The sequence below is a fragment of the Dyadobacter koreensis genome, from assembly GCF_900108855.1.
GTDB lineage: Bacteria > Bacteroidota > Bacteroidia > Cytophagales > Spirosomataceae > Dyadobacter > Dyadobacter koreensis.
In genome coordinates, this window is record NZ_FNXY01000005.1 from 114,784 (window position 1) to 136,036 (window position 21,253).

At 41.2% G+C, this 21,253-nt stretch carries 15 protein-coding genes; 6 read left to right on the plus strand and 9 right to left on the minus strand.

What is annotated here, in order from left to right:
• Positions 1-4: 4 nt before the first annotated feature.
• Together tatC and pdhA are read right to left on the minus strand one after the other, a co-directional pair.
• Positions 5-865 (minus strand): twin-arginine translocase subunit TatC, encoded by an 861-nt coding sequence (gene tatC, locus BMY70_RS16075; protein ID WP_090336840.1) that lies wholly within the window; start codon positions 863-865, stop codon positions 5-7.
• Positions 866-1,002: 137 nt separating this feature from the next.
• Positions 1,003-2,031 (minus strand): pyruvate dehydrogenase (acetyl-transferring) E1 component subunit alpha, encoded by a 1,029-nt coding sequence (gene pdhA / locus BMY70_RS16080; protein ID WP_090336843.1) that lies wholly within the window; start codon positions 2,029-2,031, stop codon positions 1,003-1,005.
• 128 nt (positions 2,032-2,159) lie between these two features.
• On the opposite strand from pdhA, the gene recF reads away from it, so the two are divergent.
• On the plus strand, positions 2,160-3,245 hold the full coding sequence (gene recF / locus BMY70_RS16085) for a DNA replication/repair protein RecF (RefSeq protein WP_090336845.1): 1,086 nt from the start codon (positions 2,160-2,162) through the stop codon (positions 3,243-3,245).
• Between the two features lie 37 nt (positions 3,246-3,282).
• Here the strand turns inward: recF and BMY70_RS16090 are convergent, their stop codons facing one another.
• Both BMY70_RS16090 and BMY70_RS16095 read right to left on the minus strand, forming a co-directional pair.
• Positions 3,283-5,715, minus strand: coding sequence for an alpha-L-rhamnosidase-related protein (locus tag BMY70_RS16090; RefSeq protein WP_090336847.1), 2,433 nt, complete (start codon positions 5,713-5,715; stop codon positions 3,283-3,285).
• Between the two features lie 160 nt (positions 5,716-5,875).
• Positions 5,876-6,943: a mannose-1-phosphate guanylyltransferase gene (locus tag BMY70_RS16095; RefSeq protein ID WP_090336850.1), complete on the minus strand. Its 1,068-nt coding sequence runs from the start codon at positions 6,941-6,943 to the stop codon at positions 5,876-5,878.
• A 347-nt stretch (positions 6,944-7,290) separates the two neighbouring features.
• On the opposite strand from BMY70_RS16095, the gene BMY70_RS16100 reads away from it, so the two are divergent.
• The gene (locus tag BMY70_RS16100; RefSeq protein ID WP_090336852.1) at positions 7,291-10,317 is read left to right on the plus strand and encodes a TonB-dependent receptor; all 3,027 of its coding nucleotides are present in this window, start codon (positions 7,291-7,293) and stop codon (positions 10,315-10,317) included.
• A 107-nt stretch (positions 10,318-10,424) separates the two neighbouring features.
• Here BMY70_RS16100 and upp read toward each other — a convergent pair whose 3' ends face one another.
• A complete protein-coding gene (upp, locus tag BMY70_RS16105) occupies positions 10,425-11,066 on the minus strand; it encodes a uracil phosphoribosyltransferase (protein ID WP_090336854.1) in 642 nt (213 codons plus the stop codon).
• Between the two features lie 126 nt (positions 11,067-11,192).
• On the opposite strand from upp, the gene BMY70_RS16110 reads away from it, so the two are divergent.
• The 4 genes from BMY70_RS16110 (at position 11,193) to recQ (ending at position 18,348) form a co-directional block, all read left to right on the plus strand.
• Positions 11,193-12,962 (plus strand): hypothetical protein, encoded by a 1,770-nt coding sequence (locus BMY70_RS16110; protein ID WP_090336857.1) that lies wholly within the window; start codon positions 11,193-11,195, stop codon positions 12,960-12,962.
• A gap of 105 nt (positions 12,963-13,067) precedes the next feature.
• Positions 13,068-13,931: a carboxylating nicotinate-nucleotide diphosphorylase gene (gene nadC, locus BMY70_RS16115; protein WP_090336860.1), complete on the plus strand. Its 864-nt coding sequence runs from the start codon at positions 13,068-13,070 to the stop codon at positions 13,929-13,931.
• 22 nt (positions 13,932-13,953) lie between these two features.
• Entirely contained in the window at positions 13,954-16,086 is a 2,133-nt protein-coding gene (locus BMY70_RS16120) for a ComEA family DNA-binding protein (protein WP_090336863.1), read from the plus strand.
• A 108-nt stretch (positions 16,087-16,194) separates the two neighbouring features.
• On the plus strand, positions 16,195-18,348 hold the full coding sequence (gene recQ / locus BMY70_RS16125) for a DNA helicase RecQ (protein ID WP_090336864.1): 2,154 nt from the start codon (positions 16,195-16,197) through the stop codon (positions 18,346-18,348).
• Here the strand turns inward: recQ and BMY70_RS16130 are convergent.
• The 4 genes from BMY70_RS16130 to kdsA form a co-directional block, all read right to left on the minus strand.
• Positions 18,345-18,878 (minus strand): DNA-3-methyladenine glycosylase I, encoded by a 534-nt coding sequence (locus tag BMY70_RS16130; protein WP_090336866.1) that lies wholly within the window; start codon positions 18,876-18,878, stop codon positions 18,345-18,347. The two genes, recQ and BMY70_RS16130, sit on opposite strands and share 4 nt — an antisense overlap.
• Positions 18,879-18,884: 6 nt before the next feature.
• Positions 18,885-19,349, minus strand: a complete 465-nt coding sequence (locus BMY70_RS16135; protein WP_090336868.1) for a GyrI-like domain-containing protein — start codon at positions 19,347-19,349, stop codon at positions 18,885-18,887.
• Positions 19,350-19,446: 97 nt separating this feature from the next.
• A complete protein-coding gene (locus tag BMY70_RS16140; RefSeq protein ID WP_090336870.1) occupies positions 19,447-20,181 on the minus strand; it encodes a phosphatase PAP2 family protein in 735 nt (244 codons plus the stop codon).
• Between the two features lie 59 nt (positions 20,182-20,240).
• On the minus strand, positions 20,241-21,053 hold the full coding sequence (gene kdsA, locus BMY70_RS16145; RefSeq protein WP_090336873.1) for a 3-deoxy-8-phosphooctulonate synthase: 813 nt from the start codon (positions 21,051-21,053) through the stop codon (positions 20,241-20,243).
• Positions 21,054-21,253 lie beyond the last annotated feature (200 nt).

Consider the following 21,253-nt stretch of genomic DNA (forward strand, 5'->3'; position numbering starts at 1 on the left):
ACTATTATAATGGTCCCTGGAGCGCTTTTTCTTCACGTAACTTTTCTCTTTCGATTTTAGCCGATACGAAAATACTGATTTCATAAAGCATCAATAGAGGAATTGCGACCAAAATCTGGCTGTAAATATCAGGTGATGGAGTAATGATCGCAGCAACGATCAGGATAACGATCATCGCATGTTTGCGATACTCACGCATAAAACCTGGTGTCAGCACACCTACTCTTGAAAGAACAAACACGACAATTGGCAACTGGAAAGCAATTCCGCAAGCCAATGTTAAGGTTGCTACGGTTGAGATATAAGAGGAAATGTTAAACTCGTTGGCGATTGATTCATCCAGCTTGTAATTTGCTAAAAAGTTAATCGCCAGTGGCGTCACAACAAAATACCCGAAAAATACCCCTGAGAAAAATAATATTGTGACATAGAAAACTGCCCCGCGTGCTGATCTTCTTTCGGATGCTTTGAGACCTGGTTTGATAAATCTCCATATTTCCCAGAAGGCATAAGGAAAGGCGAAGATCAAACCTACGATAATGGAGGATGTCAGCCCCATTGTAAATTGATCTCCAACGCCGATACTCTGAATTTTGAAATCAAGGGCTTTGATACATAAATCGTCATAACCTACAACCTCAGATAACTTACACATCATTTTGTAAGTCCAGAAATCGGGCTTCGCAGGGGCAAGAATTACGTAACGGTAAATTTCTTTAATGTATATATAGGCAACAATGGCGAAAACTAATATGGATCCTACTGCACGGATAACATGCCATCTTAATTCTTCGAGGTGGCCGATAAACGACATCTCCTGGCCTGTTCCTTCTTCTTCTTGCTCAAAATCTTGATCTAAGGGCATACAATTTTTAGGGATTGATCACTATATACGGGGAAAATGGCTATTGCGATCTTTTTTGTTAACTAAAAGTCGAAATTACTCAAAAAACCCGTCGGATCATGTCGACGGGTTTCTTTTCATAACGTTATAATCAAAAATTAATCCATGATGAATGGATAATCATTTTCAGCGTAAACATCTGTGTAAGCTTCTGATGCATCCGGGAAATCGGAGTCTTCTGCAAACTGAACAGATTCTGCTACGATCTCTTTTACTTTTTTATCAATCGCTTCAAGTTCTTCCGCTGTGGCAAGTTTGTTATCCAAAATTACCGCTCTGATCTGCTCGATCGGGTCACGGTGTTTGTATTCCTCAACCTCTTCTTTCGAACGGTATTTCTGAGGATCAGACATGGAATGTCCACGGTAACGGTAGGTACGGAATTCAAGGAAAGTTGGCCCGTCGCCTTTACGCGCACGTTCTGCGGCACGAGAAACAGCTTCGTGGATCGCTTCCACACTCATTCCGTCAACAGGTTCAGAAGGAATGTCATAAGCCTCACCCAATGTGTACAATTCAGTAACGTTAGATGAACGCGCAACGGAAGTTCCCATCGCGTAACCATTGTTTTCAACAACGAAAATAACAGGCAGTTTCCAGGTCATCGCCATGTTTAGCGCTTCATGGAATGCACCCTGACGAATTGCTCCGTCCCCAAAGTAGCAGATACAAAGTTTGCCTGTTTTGTTATACTTCTCAGCAAAGGCAATACCCGCTCCTAATGGAATTTGTGCACCAACGATACCGTGCCCTCCAACAAAGCCATTCTCTTTATCGAAAATGTGCATAGAACCACCTTTTCCTTTGGTTGTTCCTGTTTTCTTGCCGTAAAGTTCAGCCATAATCGCTTTTGGATCTGTTCCCAGAGCCAACGGAATACCATGGTCACGATAAGCAGTGATATACTTATCTCCTTTCGTCAGTGCAGTCGCAGCTCCCGAAGAGCATGCTTCCTGACCGATATAAAGGTGACAAAAACCGCGGATTTTCTGCTGTCCGTAAAGCTGGCCAGCTTTTTCTTCAAACCGGCGTTGTAATAACATGTTCTCGAACCAGAACATATAGCGTTCTTTCGAATGCTGTAATTTGGGAGCTGATGCTTTCTTTTTTTCAGTAACGGTGGCCATGTATTTGGTTCTCGTTTATAAAGACAGAACTTTGTCTTAAAGTTAGTGGTTTGAACAAGATCTGTTTTTGCCGGTAACGACGCAAATGATTTGCGAAAATAAGCATAAACTATATAACAAAGAAGTTCATGTGGCTAGAAAAGCTCCACCTTACGTACTTTAAGAGCTATGAAGAGAGAGGTTTTATGTTTGGTATGCGTGTAAATTGTCTTGTTGGAGAAAACGGAAGTGGTAAAACAAACCTTTTGGACGCTATTTACTTCCTGACACTTACAAAAAGTGCCTTCCATAATCAGGATGCATTAGGCATTCGGCATGCGCAGGATTTTTTTTTACTGGACGGATTTTTTAATGATTCTGATAAAAATATTCAGATCACCTGCAGTTTTCAGCGTGGTCAGCGGAAGGTTTTTATGGCAGACAAGAAAAACTACGACAGATTAAGTGATCATATCGGACTTTTCCCTCTGGTATTAATTGCCCCAAACGATACCGATCTGATCCGTGACGGAAGTGAGGAACGAAGAAGATTTTTTGATGGTGTACTCGCGCAGGCAACGCCGGAATATTTGAATGATTTTTTACAGTACAATAAAATATTAACCCAGCGGAACGGTTTACTCAAACTTTTCGCAGAACGAAATTATCTTGACGAAGATTTGCTGGATACCTATAACGAGCCGTTAATAGTCCTTGCCATCAGAATTTATGAACACCGGCGTGCGTTCATGGATCGGTTTCTTCCCTTATTTAGAAAATATTACCAGTTTTTAAGCAGTGGAAAAGAGCAGGTCGATGTGTTATACGAAAGTGAGGTCTCTTCATCAGATTTTCCATCCGAGTTTCGCAGGAACCGTTCAAGAGATCTTCATGCACAACGAACAGGAAAAGGTGTGCATAAGGATGAATATGTTTTCGAAATTGATGGAATAACGTTGAAAAAATTCGGATCGCAAGGACAGCAGAAATCTTTCGTTATTGCCTTGAAACTGGCGCAATTTGAATTACTTAAAATAGAAAAGGAAAAAACACCGATTCTGCTGCTGGACGATATTTTTGACAAACTGGATGACCGAAGAATTAATAAACTGATCGAGTTAATCGATGACGGTTTTCTGGGCCAGGTTTTTATAACGGACGCAAGGCCTGAAAGATCTCAGAAGATTCTGGAAAAAGTAAAAGCAGATGTCCGCTTCTTCGAAATAAATCGGTAGGGTTAAACGCAGAGGTAGGGGAGTTTGACACGGAGTTTCACAGCGTCTTGTTTAGTTTTAGTGAAATTGCTTTTCCGGTAACTTCTATGAAGTCGGATTTTCCAACTGATTTTGGCTTAATCTCTTTTCCGTTTACAATCCAGTTTGTGTATTTATTTTGAGGAAAAGCAATTTTTAGTTTCCAATTTTCCTTTGTTTGCGTCAGATCAAGATTAATTGAGGACTTGGTTTTAGTGTATTTTATGTCAATTTCATTATCACCAACTAAGATGTTTTCCAAATTTGCCTCATTCCACGTAGAAGGCATTTGTGGGCTGATGAAAATTGTTTTCGTTGAAGCAATTGGATTGATACCGAAAAACTGAGTCACAATAGGAACTGCGTAACTGTAAATATTCCACGCCTGAGACATCATGCCATAATCAGGGGAAACTTCATAAATAGATCCCGGAAGCGCATAACTGAAAGATTTTGTCATACGTTTCAAATAGTTTAAAGCTTCGTCCGGTCTGCCGTAATTATTTTCTGAAATTGCTAAAACGCCCGTTGGCAATGTCATTACCGCACCGGTATAGTTGAAAACTTTTTTGTTCACAGCAGCCGAACTTTCATCTTTTCCAGCGGATTCGTCGCGGTCAATGCCGGTGACAAACACTCCAAAAGGATTAATGAATTTAGTAGCTGTATTTAATGCTGAGATCGCTTTTGCAGAATCAGCTATACCCATTTCCATCGGCGTATTCACAACCCAGTTATGATGTACTACAAAACCCTGTTTTTTATCTCCGGGTAATTTTGATAATCGGTTTTTACTCGCTCGAAGTTCTTCAACAGCCCATGGTTTTTTCAAAGTATCTGCCCTGATGATGGCATCATCGATCAGGTGAATGGCTTGTTTTGTTGTGCCAATGAAATCGGCAAATGAGTTATTGTCCGCTACCCAAAAATCCTGATTAACTTTTTGTCGAATTTGCCCGGAGATATTTTTATATTTTTCGGCCAACTGATTTTCACCCATTTCTTTTGCCATTTCAGAAGCAACCGAAAAAGCTTTTTGGGTATAGGCGGCAACATCGATCATCTCACTGTTCATGCCGTGAATTTCCATCATACCAAATCCGTCAGGCAGCAGATTTCCATCTTTGTCATTTTCTTTTAACAACCATTCAAGTCCTTTTTTGATGGTCGGATAGTATTTTTTCAGAAATTCCTTATCGCCTGTCCAGCGATATACAGTCCATATCAGGATAGCAAACTGTGGTGTTTCGTTGACATTTCCAGGATTAAAAACAACGCCATTCGTAGAAACTTCATGTACGATCCGGCCATTTCCATTCGCTTTTTCTGACAACTTGAAAATGTTATCGATCGATTGATATACCAGATCTTTTCGGCCGGTGGTAATCAATCCTTGTAAAGAATACTCACTGTCCACACCAAACCACCAGGGATAATCCGGCGCTCCTGCGGATAATCCGCGACCCACTTCGGGCACGTCCCTGACCAGCCAATCCGTATTGTACTTAACCCAGCGAAAGGCTTGCTCCAGATCTTTATCAGGAATTGTAAGTTTTGTCTTTTCTGCCAACCCGGCATATCGCTTCTTTTTCTCTTCTAATAACTTTGAAGCATTTTGTTTGACAGCAGCAAAAGTCTCCTTCGCATTGGATTCCGATTTATACGAGCCAGCGATGACGATGGATATGCTTTTGCTTGTATTTGGTTCAAGGGAAATTTCATAAATCAACGAGGCCTGGCAACCTTTCCCCTGGGGTTTGTAGTCACATGATTTTTTATTTTGCTGATGTTTCTGTGCCTCAGTTTCAGAACCAAATGTGACGTACCATTCATTCAGACTATCTTTGGCCATCCAGCTTTTAGAATTTTCGTTCCAGGAAGCAAAGTCGGCGGCATCCACCATGTTGGTTTTTTCGCCAAGCCAAACCGGACGTAAATCTGTATATGCATTAAAATCAAAGGTCAGTAACTTGTTTTCGCTGCCGGTATTTGTAAATGAATATTCGATGACGACAGCCTCTTTTCCGTCAGGAACAAATTGAAAACGTTCCGCCTTGATATCTTTCAGGCCAGAAGTGAAAATATGTTTGTTGGCATAAGGATAATTAACAAAAGTATCTGCCTGATTTAGGCAAATAGATTGATTATCAATGGTTATTGAAGCAGTAAATCCGTCAAGCAGCTTAATGGGATGATCCCAGATTCCGCCCATTTCACCAGCCACATGCCAGCCGAGATCCGGAAAGGTCCCGTTTTGATGACCAACCATATACACGCGGTCGCCAGCTGTAAGAAAGGGTGAATTGATATAATTACTTTTACCTGTAATACTTTCCGAATCAGAAACCTGATCTGCCAGTCGTTCCTCAGAAAGCACTTTTTTTGCACAGTTATTTAAAATAAAAGTACTGGTCAGGCAAAGCAATAAAATGCCAATTCTTGATCTGATCATGAAAAAGTTCGTTGTGAAGATTAGGGAATTTTCAACGAAGCTAGTAAAATCTTAAAATAATATCATTTTAACTTTGCAAAATATATTACGAAACAACATATCTGAATTTAAAAACAAAAAAGGTGACCGGGAGATCACCTTTTTTCAATATCTGAAATTTCTATACGTACTTTACATGTAGCTCTTTAGCCTGCGCGACAAACTCTTTCACCTTTTGTTCTTCTTCCTTTCTGCAAATCAATAAGACGCCGTCATATTCAGCGACAATAAAGCCATCAAGACCATTGACAACCACAAGTTTTTCCTGAGGCGTCTTAATAATGCAATCTGTGGTGTTGTGTAAAATTAAATTTCCCTCCGTCACATTCTGGAATTCGTCTTTTGGCGATACGTCGTATAAAGATTTCCACGTCCCGAGATCTGACCAGCCAAAACTGCTTAAAACAACATGTACGTTGTCTGCTTTTTCCATAATTCCATTGTCAATGGAAATACTTCCGCACTGCGAATATGCTACTTGTATAAATGATTCCTCTGATTCGCGGTAATAATGCGGTGTTCCGCGTTCAAAGATTTCTGCAATATCAGGCTGGTATTCGGTTATTGCACGTTTGAAAGCTCGCGCGTTCCATACGAAAATGCCGGCATTCCAAACAAAATCTCCACTGTCCAAAAATTGTTCTGCCAGTTCCAGATGAGGCTTTTCTGTAAATGACTTAACTTTCTTGACGGTCAGTTTATCAGGAATGTATTGAATGTATCCATATCCTGTATCCGGCCGTGTCGGCTGAATTCCCAGTGTCACCAGTATATCTTCATTTCTGGTGGCACCTAAGGCAATACGGATCGTGTCTTTGAATACATCTTCTTTTAAAATTATGTGGTCAGCGGGGGCGACAACGATATTTGCGTCAGGATTTTGAGATGCAATTTTATAACACGCGTAAGCGATACACGGAGCAGTATTTCTGCGGTGAGGTTCAAGCAGAATCTGATCATCAGATAACATCGGTACTTGCTCCCTGATGATTCCTTTATATTCCTGACTACTTACGATATATATATTTTCGGGAGGACAAACGCCCTCAAATCTTTCTACTGTCTGTTGGAGGAGCGTTTTTCCGGTACCAAGTACATCGTGAAATTGTTTCGGAAAATCAGTACGACTAAACGGCCAGAAACGCGTTCCAACTCCTCCTGCCATTATTATAACAAATGTATTGTGCATTGTAGAAGTGTAAATTAATAGTTTTTAACGTACGGTAAAGCTAAGTATAAACCATTCATCTCTCCAACCGTTACGTATTAAGAATTGATTTTGAAATCAGTTTTATCGTATCGACTCCCTTTTCGCACGCTCTCCCCGTATCAGGATCTGATTATTTTAATATCAATGCAGAGCTTACTTATAAGTTTATTCATATCGTGAAACTAAATCTTGCATTTTTCTCAGTAACCATCATAAAGAAAAGAAAATTTTATTGATAATCGTAGAATAAATAGAATAAAAGTTATTGAAATATTAATTATTCATATAACTTGCTATAACAACAAACTAATAACCCACTTATAAAGATGAATAGTATATCTACCCAAAAAGCATCATGCTTTGTCATGATGTGGCTGTTCTGCTGTACACAAGCTTTTTCGCAAACCGATATTGGTGGAAAAGTAGTAGAAGCTTCGACGAACAATGCACTGATCGGTGTTAGCATTCAGGTTAAAGGAAAAGTGATCGGGACAATCACTGATGCAAATGGAAACTTTAACCTGTCTGTAGCCTCTGCTCCGCCTTTTACGCTCGTAGTTTCTTCCGTAGGTTTCGAAACGCAGGAAATCGGCATTACCGGAGGTCTGTCTCATATTGACATTCAACTGGTTGAGCAAGCTGTTCTTGGTAAAGAACTCATTGTCTCGGCGTCGCGTGTCGAGGAAAGTGTCATGAAGTCTCCTGTTTCTATTGAAAAAATCGACATCCGGACCATTCGTGAAACTCCTCAGGCTTCCTTTTATGATGCTTTACAAAATTTAAAGGGTATCGAAATGAGTACACAATCGCTGACTTTTAAGTCGGTGAGCACTCGCGGATTCGGCGCCAATGGAAATACCCGTGTCGTTCAGCTGATTGATGGAATGGATAATCAGGCACCGGGTCTCAATTTTGCAGTCGGAAATGTGGCCGGTATTCCGGAGCTGGACGTCGAAAGTGTGGAGATTTTACCGGGTGCTGCTTCTGCACTGTATGGTCCGAATGCGATTAACGGGATTATTTTAATGAACAGTAAATCACCCTTTACTTTTCAAGGGCTGAGCGCTTATGGAAAAACGGGGATTATGAGTGCTTCCAATCGCGCGAAGGAAAACACACCTTTTTATGATTTTGGGATACGTTATGCAAAAGCGTTTAATAACCGGCTTGCTTTTAAAGTAAATGCCTCATATCTGACAGCAAAAGATTGGCAGGCAACGGATTATCGTGACCAAAGTTTGACAAACAATACGACCTTAGAAAACAATACAGATAATATTCTGAACAACCCGACCTATGACGGTGTAAACTGGTTCGGAGATGTGGGCGCCAATGTTTATAACGTTTTGTATGCCAATGGTATACCTGGAGACGGATCGAATGGTACTTCCGCTGCTCTGGGTGCAATTTATTCAACGCAAATTCCTCAGGCCGGTAATCTTACACTTCCCCAGCTTTTGGGCGCTCAAACTCCTCAGCAGCAATTGGAAGTAGCCCGGTCGATTTTTGGACAAGTGGTTCCTCAATATTATTTAAGTGCGCCTGGTTATGCTGAGAATTCTTTGACCAATTATCCAGCTAAAAGTCTGAAATTAAATGCCTCTCTTCATTACAGGCTAAACGATAACGTTGAAGCTATTTTACAGGCCAATTGGGGACGAGGTTCAGCTGTGTATACTGCCGCTGACCGTTATAATATTCAAAACTTCACGATTGGTCAGTACAAAGCAGAAATTAAGGGCAGCAATTTCTTCGTGCGGGCTTACATGACCCGAGAAAATTCAGGTGATGCGCACGCATTGGGTGTTTTAGGAGGATTAGCAAGTCAGACTTATCTGCAAACGGCATTGGGAATCGGGCTTCCGTCATTTTTGGGAACTGCACTGACACAATATGGAGGAGCTTTGCTTCAGGCATATCAAGCCGGACTGGCTGGAGGGTTGGCTCCTGCGCAGGCAATTCAGTCGGCGGCCGCGGCGGCAAATACTTATGCAGGCGCAAACAGCACGCAATGGATGAATAATGCACTTGCACCGGGAATCAATACAGCCAACGAGATGTATTTGCCTGGTGGTACAAAATTCCAGTCGACACTGGACGATATCAAGACGAAACCAATTCCAGGCGGAGCAAAATTTCTTGATAAGTCGAATTTATATCATGGTGAATTCATGTATAATTTCACAAAACTGATTAATCCTAAGACGGTTGAACTGATTGCAGGAGCGAATTATCGAATCTATGACCTGAACTCGGAAGGGACATTATTCGAGACCCAGGACGGAACACCGACGGGAAAGGAATTTAATATCAGAGAATATGGTGCTTATGCGCAGGCATCAAAAACATTTGCGGATGTATTTAAACTCACCGCATCTGTTCGTTATGATAAGAATATGAATTTCAAGGGGCAATTCAGTCCTCGGATTTCCGGAGTTTATACGGTTGCGAAGGATCACAATTTCCGGGCCTCTTTTCAGCGCGGCTTCAGAATTCCTACCACTCAAAACCAATATATAAATCTATTAACTCCGAGTGTTCGTCTGGTTGGGGGCTTGCCGCTTTTCCGTCAAAAATACAATATGGAAACCAACGCAGTTTTTGAGCAAACGGCTATCACGCAGCAGTCTTTGACCGACGGAAGTTTGAAGCCTTACCAGTTTCGGGAATGGCAGCCGGAGCGGGTGGAGACGTATGAAGTGGGCTATAAAGGTGTTTTTGGTAATAAACTTTACATTGATGCCTTTTACTATTTTAACCGATTCATCACTTTCGACGGGGTTACGGTGCTTTTGCAGAGAAAAGATCCGAATGGTCCGATCCCAGATCTGTTAGATCCTTCCAAAAGAAATACGTACAGTATGCCTGTTAACTCAGCACAAACCGTAAAAAACTCAGGGTGGGGAGTCGGGCTGGATTATGTTTTAGGCAAGGGTTATACTTTTAATGGAAATCTTACCAGCAATATTTTAAATAACAATGCCGAGCTGGAAAGAAATGACCCTTCATTTGTTACATTTTTTAATTCTCCGAAATACCGCTTTAATCTTGGTTTTTCAAACCGAGATATCAAAAAAAGCGGCTGGGGATTTGGAATTACTTTTCGTCATCAGACAAGTATGGTTTGGCAGGCGACCGTGGCGAGTATTGCAGCAAATGTCCAAAGAAAGACGGTTATTCCAGCTTATTCAACTTTGGATGCACAGATCAGCAGAAAAATTTCTTCCATTAAATCGATCGTGAAACTGGGTGGAACTAATCTTACCGGAAGACTTTACACAACCGGTTGGGCGAATCCCTCCGTCGGAGCGATGTATTATGTTTCAATTACTTTTGATGAACTTTTAAATTGATTAATTGGATATCGGCAGTCAGCTATCGGCATTCGGTAAAATGTCGATGGCTGACAAATTTATTCAGTTCGGTGTCTGACCGATCACCGCCTATAGCTGAGGTAATTTTATTTAGAACCGTAAGCCAGATCGCCTGCATCTCCCAGGCCTGGAACGATATAATATTGTTCGTTCAATCTTTCGTCTACTGCACCAACCCACAATCTGCATTGCGGAACACGTTTTTGCAGAAAATCAACGCCTTCCGGACTTGCAATTACCGATGCAATATGCGTTTGAGCAGGTATTCCGAAACGTAAAAGTGCATGATAAACTTTTTCCAGCGAGCGTCCTGTTGCTAACATCGGATCGATAAGTATCAATGTTTTACCACTCAGGTCCGGACTGGTGATATAGTCCATTTCTACTTCAAATTCATCATCTTTAAGATTATGTCCGCGGTATGCGCCAACAAATGCATTATCAGCCTGATCAAATATGTTAAGAAATCCCTGGTGAAGCGGCAGTCCGGCACGCAGAATCGTGGCAAGCACAATCGGCTGGAGCAGTGAGCGGGAAGGTGCTTTACCCAACGGAGTTTCTACGGATTCTGACCGGTAAGTAAGAGTTTTTGAAATTTCATAAGCAAGTACTTCTCCAACACGTTCAATGTTGCGGCGGAACCTCATCCGGTCTTTCTGACAGTCAACGTCGCGTAATTCTGCAATGAAATGATCAACGATAGAAGGCTTCTGGGACAGTAAAAACATAACTTTGATTGTATTTTAACCTATTCGATATAAGATATTACAATTTGATTGACGAAATTTGACACTTTCGATCCAATTACTTGGCGGAATTGCCAATCTTTACCTGCATAATAGAATCTATTATCTATGAACCAACGCTTCGACAAGTTCTTTATATATGCTTTTTTTATACTAATTACGTCATCCTATGCTCAGGCGCAGAGTAGTTTTGTTCCAATAAACGACGATTATTATCACCTTATCGACCGGTTAGAAATCAAGCGGGGTAAGTTTTCCGAGGGATTTCATTCAAATGTAAAACCATTTGAGAGAAAGGCAATCGTTCAGCTGACGGATTCTATATTAAAAGAAGGAAATGTTTCTCTGACGGAGCGCGATTGGGAAACAATTGACTATTTACGAGAAGACAGCTGGGAATTTACAAACGGATTTGCCGCAACGGATTCCGCACGGTACGCCAGACTTTCCCGTCTGGATCCGGGAAATAAATTTAAAGTATTTAAGGGAAGAAAAGCGAACGGACAACGAAAATTCTGGCAGCACACTGCGGATTTTTACAGTTATCACGACAAAGATTTTGACCTGCATTTAAATTTTACAACCAATAATTTTATCGGCAGCGATAACAATGTGAGTTCGCCGCTTTGGCTGACGGGCCGGGGCATCGAAATCCGTGGGATGATCAATGAAAAACTTGGGTTTTATACTTTTGTTGGAGACAATCAGGGTGTATTTCCAAAGTATGTAACGGATTATACCAGGAGATATAATTTCCCCGGTGAAGGTCTTGCCAAGAAAATACAGAATGAACGAGGAGTTGATTTTTTGTCTGCTCGTGGGTATATCACTTTTCGTCCACTAAAAAGTATTAATGTAAAATTTGGCCAGGATGTCAATGTTTTTGGAAGCGGTTACCGCTCGTTGCTTCTTTCTGATAACAGCAGTCCCTATTTATTTCTTCGGATTGACACTCAGCTTGGCCGTTTTAAATATACCAACTTGTGGACCAGCATGGTTAACGAGCAGGAAAGCAAAGGCCTTCTGCGGTCAAAAAAATTCGCAGCTGTTCATCATTTGAGTATCAACCTTACTGATAAAATAAACGTCGGCGTTTTTGAAGCGGAAGTTTTCAGCCGTGATTCAACCAGCGGAGGTTATGATCTGAATTATCTTAACCCGATTATTTTTTACCGTTATGTTGAATCCTATATCGGAAGCGAGGATAATGCGCTGCTTGGTTTTGACTTTAAATGGCTCGTCGGTAAGAAAGCTTCTATTTACAGCCAGTTTGTTTTAGATGAGTTTTTAACAAAACATATGTTCAACGGCGACGGATCCTGGACAAATAAATATAGTTTTCAGTTGGGGGGGAAAGTGGTTGACGCCTTTGGAATTCCTAATCTGGATTTGCAGTTGGAAACCAATATCGTGAGGCCTTATACCTATTCTCATAAAGATGGTGGAAGGAATTATGTGCATTATAATCAATCGCTTGCGCATCCACTCGGTGCAAATTTTAAAGAATACATTGGTATCCTGAGGTATAAGGCGACGCCGCGACTTTCGATTTACGGAACACAAACCTTTACAGATCAAGGATTGGATCCAACCGGCGCTTTTACAAATTATGGCGCGAATATCCTTCTGGATTATGATACGAGAACGGGCGTAAATCCCGCAGATAATGATTATGGGCACAAAATCGGACAGGGAATTTCTGCAAAAACTTCCTTTACAGACCTACGTTTGACATATTCGCTGGCTCATAATTTATTTCTTGACGGCCGCTGTTTAATCCGAAACACAAAATCCGCGGATGTGAACGTAGCTCAAAAAACAAATGTTTTTTCATTTGCCATCCGTTATAACATGGCATACCGAAATCAGACTTTCTGATTTTGTGACTTCATCATTAAAAAAACGTATCTATAAAGTATTGAAGGAAATAAATATTTTCAGTTTTGATTTTATTTAAATCCTGAATACAGATCATTCTTAAATATGGAAACCAACCCGCATGTATTACGCGATTTAATTCACCTGGCGTTAATTGAAGATATAGGAGACGGAGATCACTCATCATTATCCAGCGTGCCGGCGACCGCCATGAAAAAGGCACGTTTGCTGGTAAAACAGGATGGAATTTTGGCAGGTGTTGAAGTTGCCCTCGTTATTTTGGAAGAAACAGCGGAGTTATACAATCATCCAAAAGCTAAAGTGGAGGTATTTATCCAGGATGGTGCGCGTATCAAAGTTGGAGATATTGTTTTGACGATCGAAGCAAGCGCCCAGTTAATTCTAAAAGCGGAGCGGCTTTTGTTGAACATCATGCAGCGAATGAGCGGTATTGCAACTTATGCGCGAGAAATGGTTGATATTATTGGTGACTTGCCCGTAAAATTGCTGGATACGCGTAAAACGACACCTAATTTTCGTCTTTTTGAGAAAATGGCAACTAAAATTGGGGGCGCGGTTAACCACCGGATGGGGCTTTACGATATGATTATGCTGAAAGATAATCATGTCGATTATGCAGGAGGAATTGAAGCCGCGATTACGAACGCAAGAAATTATCTTAAAGAAAACGGTAAGAATTTAAGGATTGAAATAGAGACACGCAACCTGGCGGAGGTGGATGAAGTTTTACGCGTCGGCCAGGTAGATATTATCATGCTGGATAATTTTTCACTCGCTGATATGCGCGAAGCGGTGAAACGGATTAACGGACGTTTTGAAACGGAAGCTTCCGGAAATATTACCGAAAAAACATTGCGCGCAGTCGCAGAAACGGGAATTGATTCCATTTCAAGCGGCGCATTAACTCACCAGATACAAAGTCTGGATTTAAGTTTAAAAGCTTTTTGACCTTAACTCAAATCCATTAGCGATGAGGAAAGATAACCGGAAATCGCACGTGAAACCTGAGATCAGGCATTCATGTGCGATTTTTCGGTTATATGTTTTAACAGTTTTATGCATATTTATTCCTCTCCGGAAACTGGTTGCACAAGAACCGCCACGTCCCGAAATTGATATCAATCAGTTTATTCAGGATCTGATCCCCATCGCTTCGGAGGATAATATTAATGAAGGATTGTTTGAAATATTATTTCAACTTTATACCAATCCCCTCGATCTGAATGTCGTAACAACTGACGATCTGGCCTCAACAATGCTGTTGTCTGAAATCCAGATTAATTCCTTTTTTGAATATCGTCAAAAGTTAGGTCCGTTTATTTCGCTTTACGAATTGCAGGCCGTACCTGATTTTGATTTAATCACGATAAAAAAACTATTGCCTTTTGTGATTCTTCGGCCCAAACCGTTGCCATTGAGAGAATCTTTCAAAAACCCAACCCAACATTTTCTATTGGTTCGTTCCGGGCGGATTTTAGAACAGCAAAAGGGATTTTCGGAAATTGATACCTCGGGGCGTTCCACTTCCCGTTATGCCGGGAAGCCTCTGTATGGAAGTATCCGTTATCGATATGCCCGTGCGGGACAATATAGTTTTGGCTTTACGATGGAAAATGATGCTGGCGAAGCGTTGACCTGGAAACCCGGAAGACAAATTTTCGGTGCCGATTTTACATCCTTTCACGCCCAGATCATAAATCGTGGAAAAATCAAAAATCTCGTTGTTGGTGATTTTCAAATGCAAGCCGGACAAGGCTTGATCATGTCAGGAGGTTTCTCACTGGGAAAAGGCTCGGAAGTGATCAGGACAACATACAGAAGTACAATTGGTTTGCGTCCTTTCACCTCTGTTTTGGAAGCGGGCTTCTTTCGTGGAATTGCTGCTACCTATGCGGCTCGAAAGAATTTGGATGTGACTTTGTTTTATTCATATACAAGAAGAGATGGCAGCGTTGAAAATAATGCGACGGTTCAGGATGAGTTAACTGTTTCAACATTACAGATATCTGGCTATCATCGGACGATAACCGAACGCGCCAATCATGGGGCTGTTGGAGAACAAAATATTGGATTTCATACGCTTTACAAGTTGCGTTCGCAGCGTGGACAAATTGGGATTTCGGTTTTGAATACATTTTACAATGCCACTTTACACAAGAAAGATGAGCTATACAACAATTTTGAATTTCAGGGAAATCAGAATATCGTTTTCGGAATTCATGGAGATTACCGCTGGCAGAATATGCACTTTTTCGGAGAAGGTGCGCGGTCGAAAAGTGGTGGAGTAGGTGGCCTTGCTGGTTTTATCACCGGACTCGGAAAAACGGTTGATTTCACTTTGCTGTTACGACATTATGATCGCGATTTTCATTCCCTATATGGAGGATCGATCAGTGAAGCAACGAGGCCTGTTAATGAAACCGGCGTCTACTGGGGACTTCGTTATGCTCCGAACCGGCGCTGGCAATTCAGCGGATTTTACGATCGTTTTCATTTCCCATGGCTGAAATATCAAATCAATGCGCCGTCTGACGGTCAGGATTATTTTCTTCACGCACTTTGGAAACCGAATAAGAGGTTAAATATGTATGCTGTTTTTCATGAAAAACATAAAGCGCATAATGAGCCGGATTCACCTTTTCCGATACCGCAGGTGTTGACAACAGTTCGCAGAACCGTAATGATTAATTTTGAGTATGAAGTTCCGTTAAAATTCTCAGTTCGCACGCGCTTGCAGGGCGGCGATTTCTGGTATGAAGGAAAATCAAAATCTTCCGGTTTTACCATTGTTCAGGATTTGAATTACCGTCTCTCAAAAATAGAAATCAGTGCGCGGATTGCTTTTTTCAAAACTGATAATTACGATAGCCGGCAATATGTTTATGAGAAAGACATGTTGTATGCATTTTCACTTCCGGCCTACTATGACCAGGGAACGCGGCACTATCTGATGCTTCGTTATCCGCTTTTTCAGAAAATGAAACTATGGATTCGCTGGTCTCAGACAAGGTATGTCAAACTGGAAGAAATAAGCTCAGGTCTTAATGAGATACAGGGGAAAAAGCGCAGTGAATTGAAAGCGCAGCTCATGTATCAGTTTTGAATCGTTACTTTTGCAGATATTTTCGTTTTATCATTACAATGTTCAGGTTCGAAACAGGAAAAAATCTTGTAAAACCGCAATCGCTGACCGCTTCGCAATCACTTCATCATGTCTATAACTAAGGAACAGGCTTTAAAACAATTTTATGGTTACGATTCTTTCCGCCCGCAGCAGGCAGAGATAATTGATACGGTTATGGCCGGAAATGACTGCCTGGTTTTGATGCCCACAGGTGGAGGGAAATCAGTCTGCTTTCAAATCCCGGCAATTTTACGTGACGGTCTGACCGTTGTAATTTCTCCATTGATCGCATTGATGAAAGATCAGGTAGAAGCACTTCGGGGAAATGGCATCAATGCAGCTTATCTGAATTCTTCGCTTTCGTCAGCCGAACAGGATAAGGTCATGTGGCAGCTGAAAATCGGAGAATTAAAATTACTTTACATCGCCCCGGAGCGTCTTTTTTCGGGCAATACTTTTGAGTTTTTAAGAGATTGGAATGTTTCCCTTTTTGCCATTGATGAGTCACATTGTATTTCCTCCTGGGGACATGATTTTCGTCCGGAATACAGGCAGTTAAATGCTTTGAAAAAATATTTCCCTCATGTTCCGGTTATTGCTCTGACAGCCACAGCGGATCGTGTAACGCGGAAAGACATATTAAAACAAATTGGAATTGAAGACGCGCAAACATTTGTCGCCAGTTTTGACCGGCCCAATTTAAGTTTGAATGTTTTACCGGGAAGAGGCAGAATACAGCAGATTCAGAGTTTTTTGAACAAGCATAACGGACAGCCCGGAATCATTTATTGTTTAAGCCGAAAAGGTACTGAAACGGTGACGGCGAGTCTGCAAAAAGCTGGTTTTCAGGCTGAATATTATCACGCAGGTCTTCCGTCAGAAAAAAGATCAAAAGTGCAGGAGCAGTTTCTGAAAGATGATATTCAGATTATTGTGGCGACGATTGCTTTCGGAATGGGGATTGATAAATCCAATGTCCGCTGGGTTATCCATTATAATCTTCCGTCAAACGTAGAAAGCTTTTATCAGGAAATTGGTCGCGCCGGTCGCGATGGATCGCCTTCGGATACTGTGCTTTTTTACAGTTATATGGATATCATTACCCGCCAGGAAATGATTACGAATTCGGATCAGTCGGAGGAACAGAAAGAATTATTGAATGCTAAACTGAACCGGATGAAGCAATACGCGGAAGCGGATATTTGCCGGAGAAGGATTTTGTTAAGTTATTTCAACGAAGCAGTTGATCAGGACTGCGGAAATTGTGATGTATGCCGCAATCCAAGGTCGCGTTTTGATGCAACAGTTATTGCACAAAAAGCACTTTCAGGCATTGCCCGGACGAAAGAAAAAGTGGCGATGGGAATGCTGATTGATATTTTACGGGGAAGTAAAAACCGAAATATTTTACAGCATGGTTATGATAAACTTCCAACGTTCGGTGTTGGGCATGATCTGCGCGGCGAGGAATGGGCTGAATATATCAGTCAGTTGTTGAATTCCGGTGTGATGGATATCGCTTACGATGAGGCACATTCTTTTAAATTAAATCCTGCGAGTAATCAGGTGTTATATGGAAAAAGAAGAGTCGAGCTGGTTAAATTTATTCCATTATCTGAAAGAAAATCCAGGGAAGAAGCGAAGCTTCCCAAAGAAAAGCCAAAACAGGAAATTATCAGAGACGCGCTGTTTGAACGTTTGCGTGTGCTTCGGAAGCAAATTGCAGATCGGATGGGTGTTCCTCCTTATGTGGTATTCACGGATTCTACATTATCTGAAATGGCACAAAAACGCCCAATTTCCGAGGCCCAGATGAAAGCTATTTCCGGAATTGGAACTGAGCGCTATCGAAATTATGGAGATACTTTCATTAAAGAAATTGTAGCTTTTGCCAAAGAAAATACACAACCCGGAACTCGGATTGCGAAGGGAATGACTTATATAGAAACCTGGGATTTGTTTAAAGCCGGTTATTCATTGAAGGTAATTGCTGAGAAACGCGACCTTAATCCGGTGAGGATTATTTCCCATTTGGTAAAATTGAAGGAAGATGGTCACGAGATCAATTTGAAAGCTTTGATTGACCGAAATGTTTACAACATCATCGTTAAAGCTGCTGAGGAATTAAGCATTCGCCGTGACGAGCCTTTGAAGCCTCTTTTTGAATTGCTGAATGAAAAATATGATTACGGACAGATAAAACTTGCTCTGGCAATTTTGGAAGAGGAGAGAGGAAATTAATTTCTCTCGATTTTCTTAAATACCGGACATTCAACACTGTGAGCACCAGGCAAATAACCGGTGCTCATTAGAAATTCATTCACGATCTCACCGCCTACGAATTTAAAATTCTTTTTGAATAATTTCAGCCAGTCAGTTATCGTCAGCGGATGATGTGCGTCAAGCCAATTTTTGAAAGAACCATATTCTTTTTTTAGCTCTACAATTTTTTGTGCATTGACGATAGCAGCATTTATTTTTAATCGGTTTCGTATGATTCCCGGGTTCTGCAATAATCTTTCCCTGTCTTCTTCGGTATATACAGCGACTTTCTCGATAGAAAAATCGCTGTAAGCTTTTCGAAAACTATCCTGCTTTCTTAGCATCAAAGTCCAGCTCAGACCTGCCTGATTAATTTCCAGAAGCAATCGCCCAAAAAGCTCATCATCATCATCGATTCGAAAACCATATTGATGATCGTGATAATGTTTATGCAATAAATAATCCGGAAGATCGGAAGGATTGTTGTTTACGTAGTCGCAATAAGACATAGAATATCAGTGCTCGGTAATGCCAATTTGAATTTCTGTTATATTGGCTTCGGGGTTTTGGAAATCCATATTTAAATAAATTTCACGATTTTCGCCACTCATAGTCAAACCGCCGGAAAGTATTGTTGGGATCAGTGATCCATATGTTTCTCCTAATTTACTCCAATTGCCCAGATGCTGTTCTGAAACGCATTGAAATGGCATAAGACTTTTCAACTTAAAATCGGAATTTTCCAGATAGTTATCCTTAAAAGATATCGGCAGCGCAATGGTCAAAGAAAAAACAGTTTCAGGATTTCCATCCATCCCATCATAAATCCAGTAAACAGGACCCGTTATCTCCAAATCGTTTTGAACGGCAGCCTGGTACATTTTATGAGCGACAACGCGGACATAATCTCCAATTTCCGAAAGTTGTGTTTTTGTTTCAAAACACAAAACCTGCATCGGGTGCACCTTCTTCAATTCCATAAGCGTTTATTTTGTTAGTTGTTCCGCAAAATAAACGGCCTCTACTGACAACCCTATGTCAGTGGAAATTCAGAAAAGAGAAATTTTTTAATGCTTTTTACTTTTTTCGGATTCGGCGAACCGTTTGTTTCAGCCACGGATAACTGATATAAACTACTTTGGTTGCAGCAATCCCAATTCCCGCACCCATTAAAACGTCTGCAAGCCAGTGTTTGTTTTTCATAATTCGCATCGCTCCCACGCTTGTCGCCGCAGTATAACCTCCTACACTGTACCAGACGCTCCTGTGTCCATATTCTTCATGAAGTATAGTCGCGCTGGTAAATGCATTACTGGTATGGCCTGAAGGAAAGGAATGATTGTCTTCGCCGTTTGGACGTGGATATTGTGATATCATTTTCAAGCTTCCCGTCACTCCCTGGGCCACAAGGTTGGAAAGAAGGGCAAGAATAAGCTGATCACCAAAGGAATGTTTTCCCTTCACACCGGAAGCGCCAAGGCTTAAACTTACAACGGCAGGCAAATAATGAAGATAGTTATCGAAATTTCTGGTGCTGAAATCGGGATATCTGCTAACGACATGCGACTGAAGATGTCTGCTGATCGATCCCTGCGTAACGAAAGCGGCCAGCGCGAGAGAGACAGGAGCCACAGCTTCTATCGGGCGAACCTGCCACAGTTTCTCTTCCTTCTTTGGACTCAAAGAATCATGTTTCTGAACCAGAGAATCCTGATAAACTGAATCAACAGCCTGTGCCGAAGCATAATTTGAAAACAGGCCCTGACAGATAAAAATTACAAGACAAATGTAACGTGTAAACTGTTTCTTCATAATAGAGTTCTGAAAAATGAGATTGCGGCCAGCACCGCAATCTTAATTTTAAGGGTTGGTTACAAAATCGACTCCCTCACCCGCACTAATTTCTCCAATAATCCTTCAAGCTGATCCAACGGCAGCATATTGGCGCCATCCGATTTTGCTTCTGCGGGATTGAAGTGGGTTTCAATAAAAAGACCGTCAGCGCCAACAGCGATTGCCGCTTTTGCAATTGTTTCAATCAATTTTGGTTTTCCGCCTGTGACACCGGATTCCTGATTTGGCTGTTGTAACGAATGGGTGCAATCCATAATTACCGGAACATCAAAAGCACGCATGGCAGGTAAATTGCGATAATCCACAATTAATTCACCATAACCAAAACTGTTACCACGATCGGTTAGCAGAACCTGGCAATCAGGATTCGTGTCATTTATTTTTTCAACTGCAAATTTCATTGAGGCACCGGAAAGAAATTGTCCTTTTTTAACATTCACCGCTTTTCCGGTACGCGCAGCTGCCGCAATTAATTCCGTTTGACGGCATAAAAAAGCGGGGATCTGCAAAACGTCCACGTATTCCGCAGCGAAAGCTGCTTCATGCGATTCATGAATATCGGTAACCGTCGGGACGCCAAAAGTCTGGCTGATTTCCTGCAAGATCTTCAATGCTTTCTCATCACCGATTCCGGTAAAAGAATCCACTTTTGTACGATTGGCTTTACGATATGAGCCTTTGAAAATATAAGGGATTTTAAGTCTGTCTGTCAGAGTCACAATATGTTCCGCAATACGCAATGCCATATCTCTTCCCTCTATTGCACAAGGGCCAGCCATCAGGAAAAACTGGGGAGAATCAGTGTTTTTTAGTTTTGGAATTGACAACATAATACTAATAATCAAAAATTAATAAAGTTCTGTAAAGGTAAGGTTATCTGCAATCTTCTCTATGTGATTCGTTGTATTCGTGGAACTTATATGGTTAAGCATTTGATATTCTGTTTCTTTTATTTCCCCGTCTTTGTGGACAGTATTATTGCACGTATTAAAAAAATGTTGACAAAGTGAAGTAGAATATCTTTCTTTGT

Bases quoted from the DNA above. Each gene is read 5' to 3' on its own strand.
- kdsA (WP_090336873.1), bottom strand. From the start codon at position 21,053: ATGTTGTCAATTCCAAAACTAAAAAACACTGATTCTCCCCAGTTTTTC.
- recQ (WP_090336864.1), top strand. From the start codon at position 16,195: ATGTCTATAACTAAGGAACAGGCTTTAAAACAATTTTATGGTTACGAT.
- BMY70_RS16100 (WP_090336852.1), top strand. From the start codon at position 7,291: ATGAATAGTATATCTACCCAAAAAGCATCATGCTTTGTCATGATGTGG.
- BMY70_RS16095 (WP_090336850.1), bottom strand. From the start codon at position 6,943: ATGCACAATACATTTGTTATAATAATGGCAGGAGGAGTTGGAACGCGT.
- BMY70_RS16140 (WP_090336870.1), bottom strand. From the start codon at position 20,181: ATGAAGAAACAGTTTACACGTTACATTTGTCTTGTAATTTTTATCTGT.
- upp (WP_090336854.1), bottom strand. From the start codon at position 11,066: ATGTTTTTACTGTCCCAGAAGCCTTCTATCGTTGATCATTTCATTGCA.
- tatC (WP_090336840.1), bottom strand. From the start codon at position 865: ATGCCCTTAGATCAAGATTTTGAGCAAGAAGAAGAAGGAACAGGCCAG.
- BMY70_RS16120 (WP_090336863.1), top strand. From the start codon at position 13,954: ATGAGGAAAGATAACCGGAAATCGCACGTGAAACCTGAGATCAGGCAT.
- pdhA (WP_090336843.1), bottom strand. From the start codon at position 2,031: ATGGCCACCGTTACTGAAAAAAAGAAAGCATCAGCTCCCAAATTACAG.
- BMY70_RS16110 (WP_090336857.1), top strand. From the start codon at position 11,193: ATGAACCAACGCTTCGACAAGTTCTTTATATATGCTTTTTTTATACTA.
- BMY70_RS16135 (WP_090336868.1), bottom strand. From the start codon at position 19,349: ATGGAATTGAAGAAGGTGCACCCGATGCAGGTTTTGTGTTTTGAAACA.
- recF (WP_090336845.1), top strand. From the start codon at position 2,160: ATGTGGCTAGAAAAGCTCCACCTTACGTACTTTAAGAGCTATGAAGAG.
- nadC (WP_090336860.1), top strand. From the start codon at position 13,068: ATGGAAACCAACCCGCATGTATTACGCGATTTAATTCACCTGGCGTTA.
- BMY70_RS16130 (WP_090336866.1), bottom strand. From the start codon at position 18,878: ATGTCTTATTGCGACTACGTAAACAACAATCCTTCCGATCTTCCGGAT.
- BMY70_RS16090 (WP_090336847.1), bottom strand. From the start codon at position 5,715: ATGATCAGATCAAGAATTGGCATTTTATTGCTTTGCCTGACCAGTACT.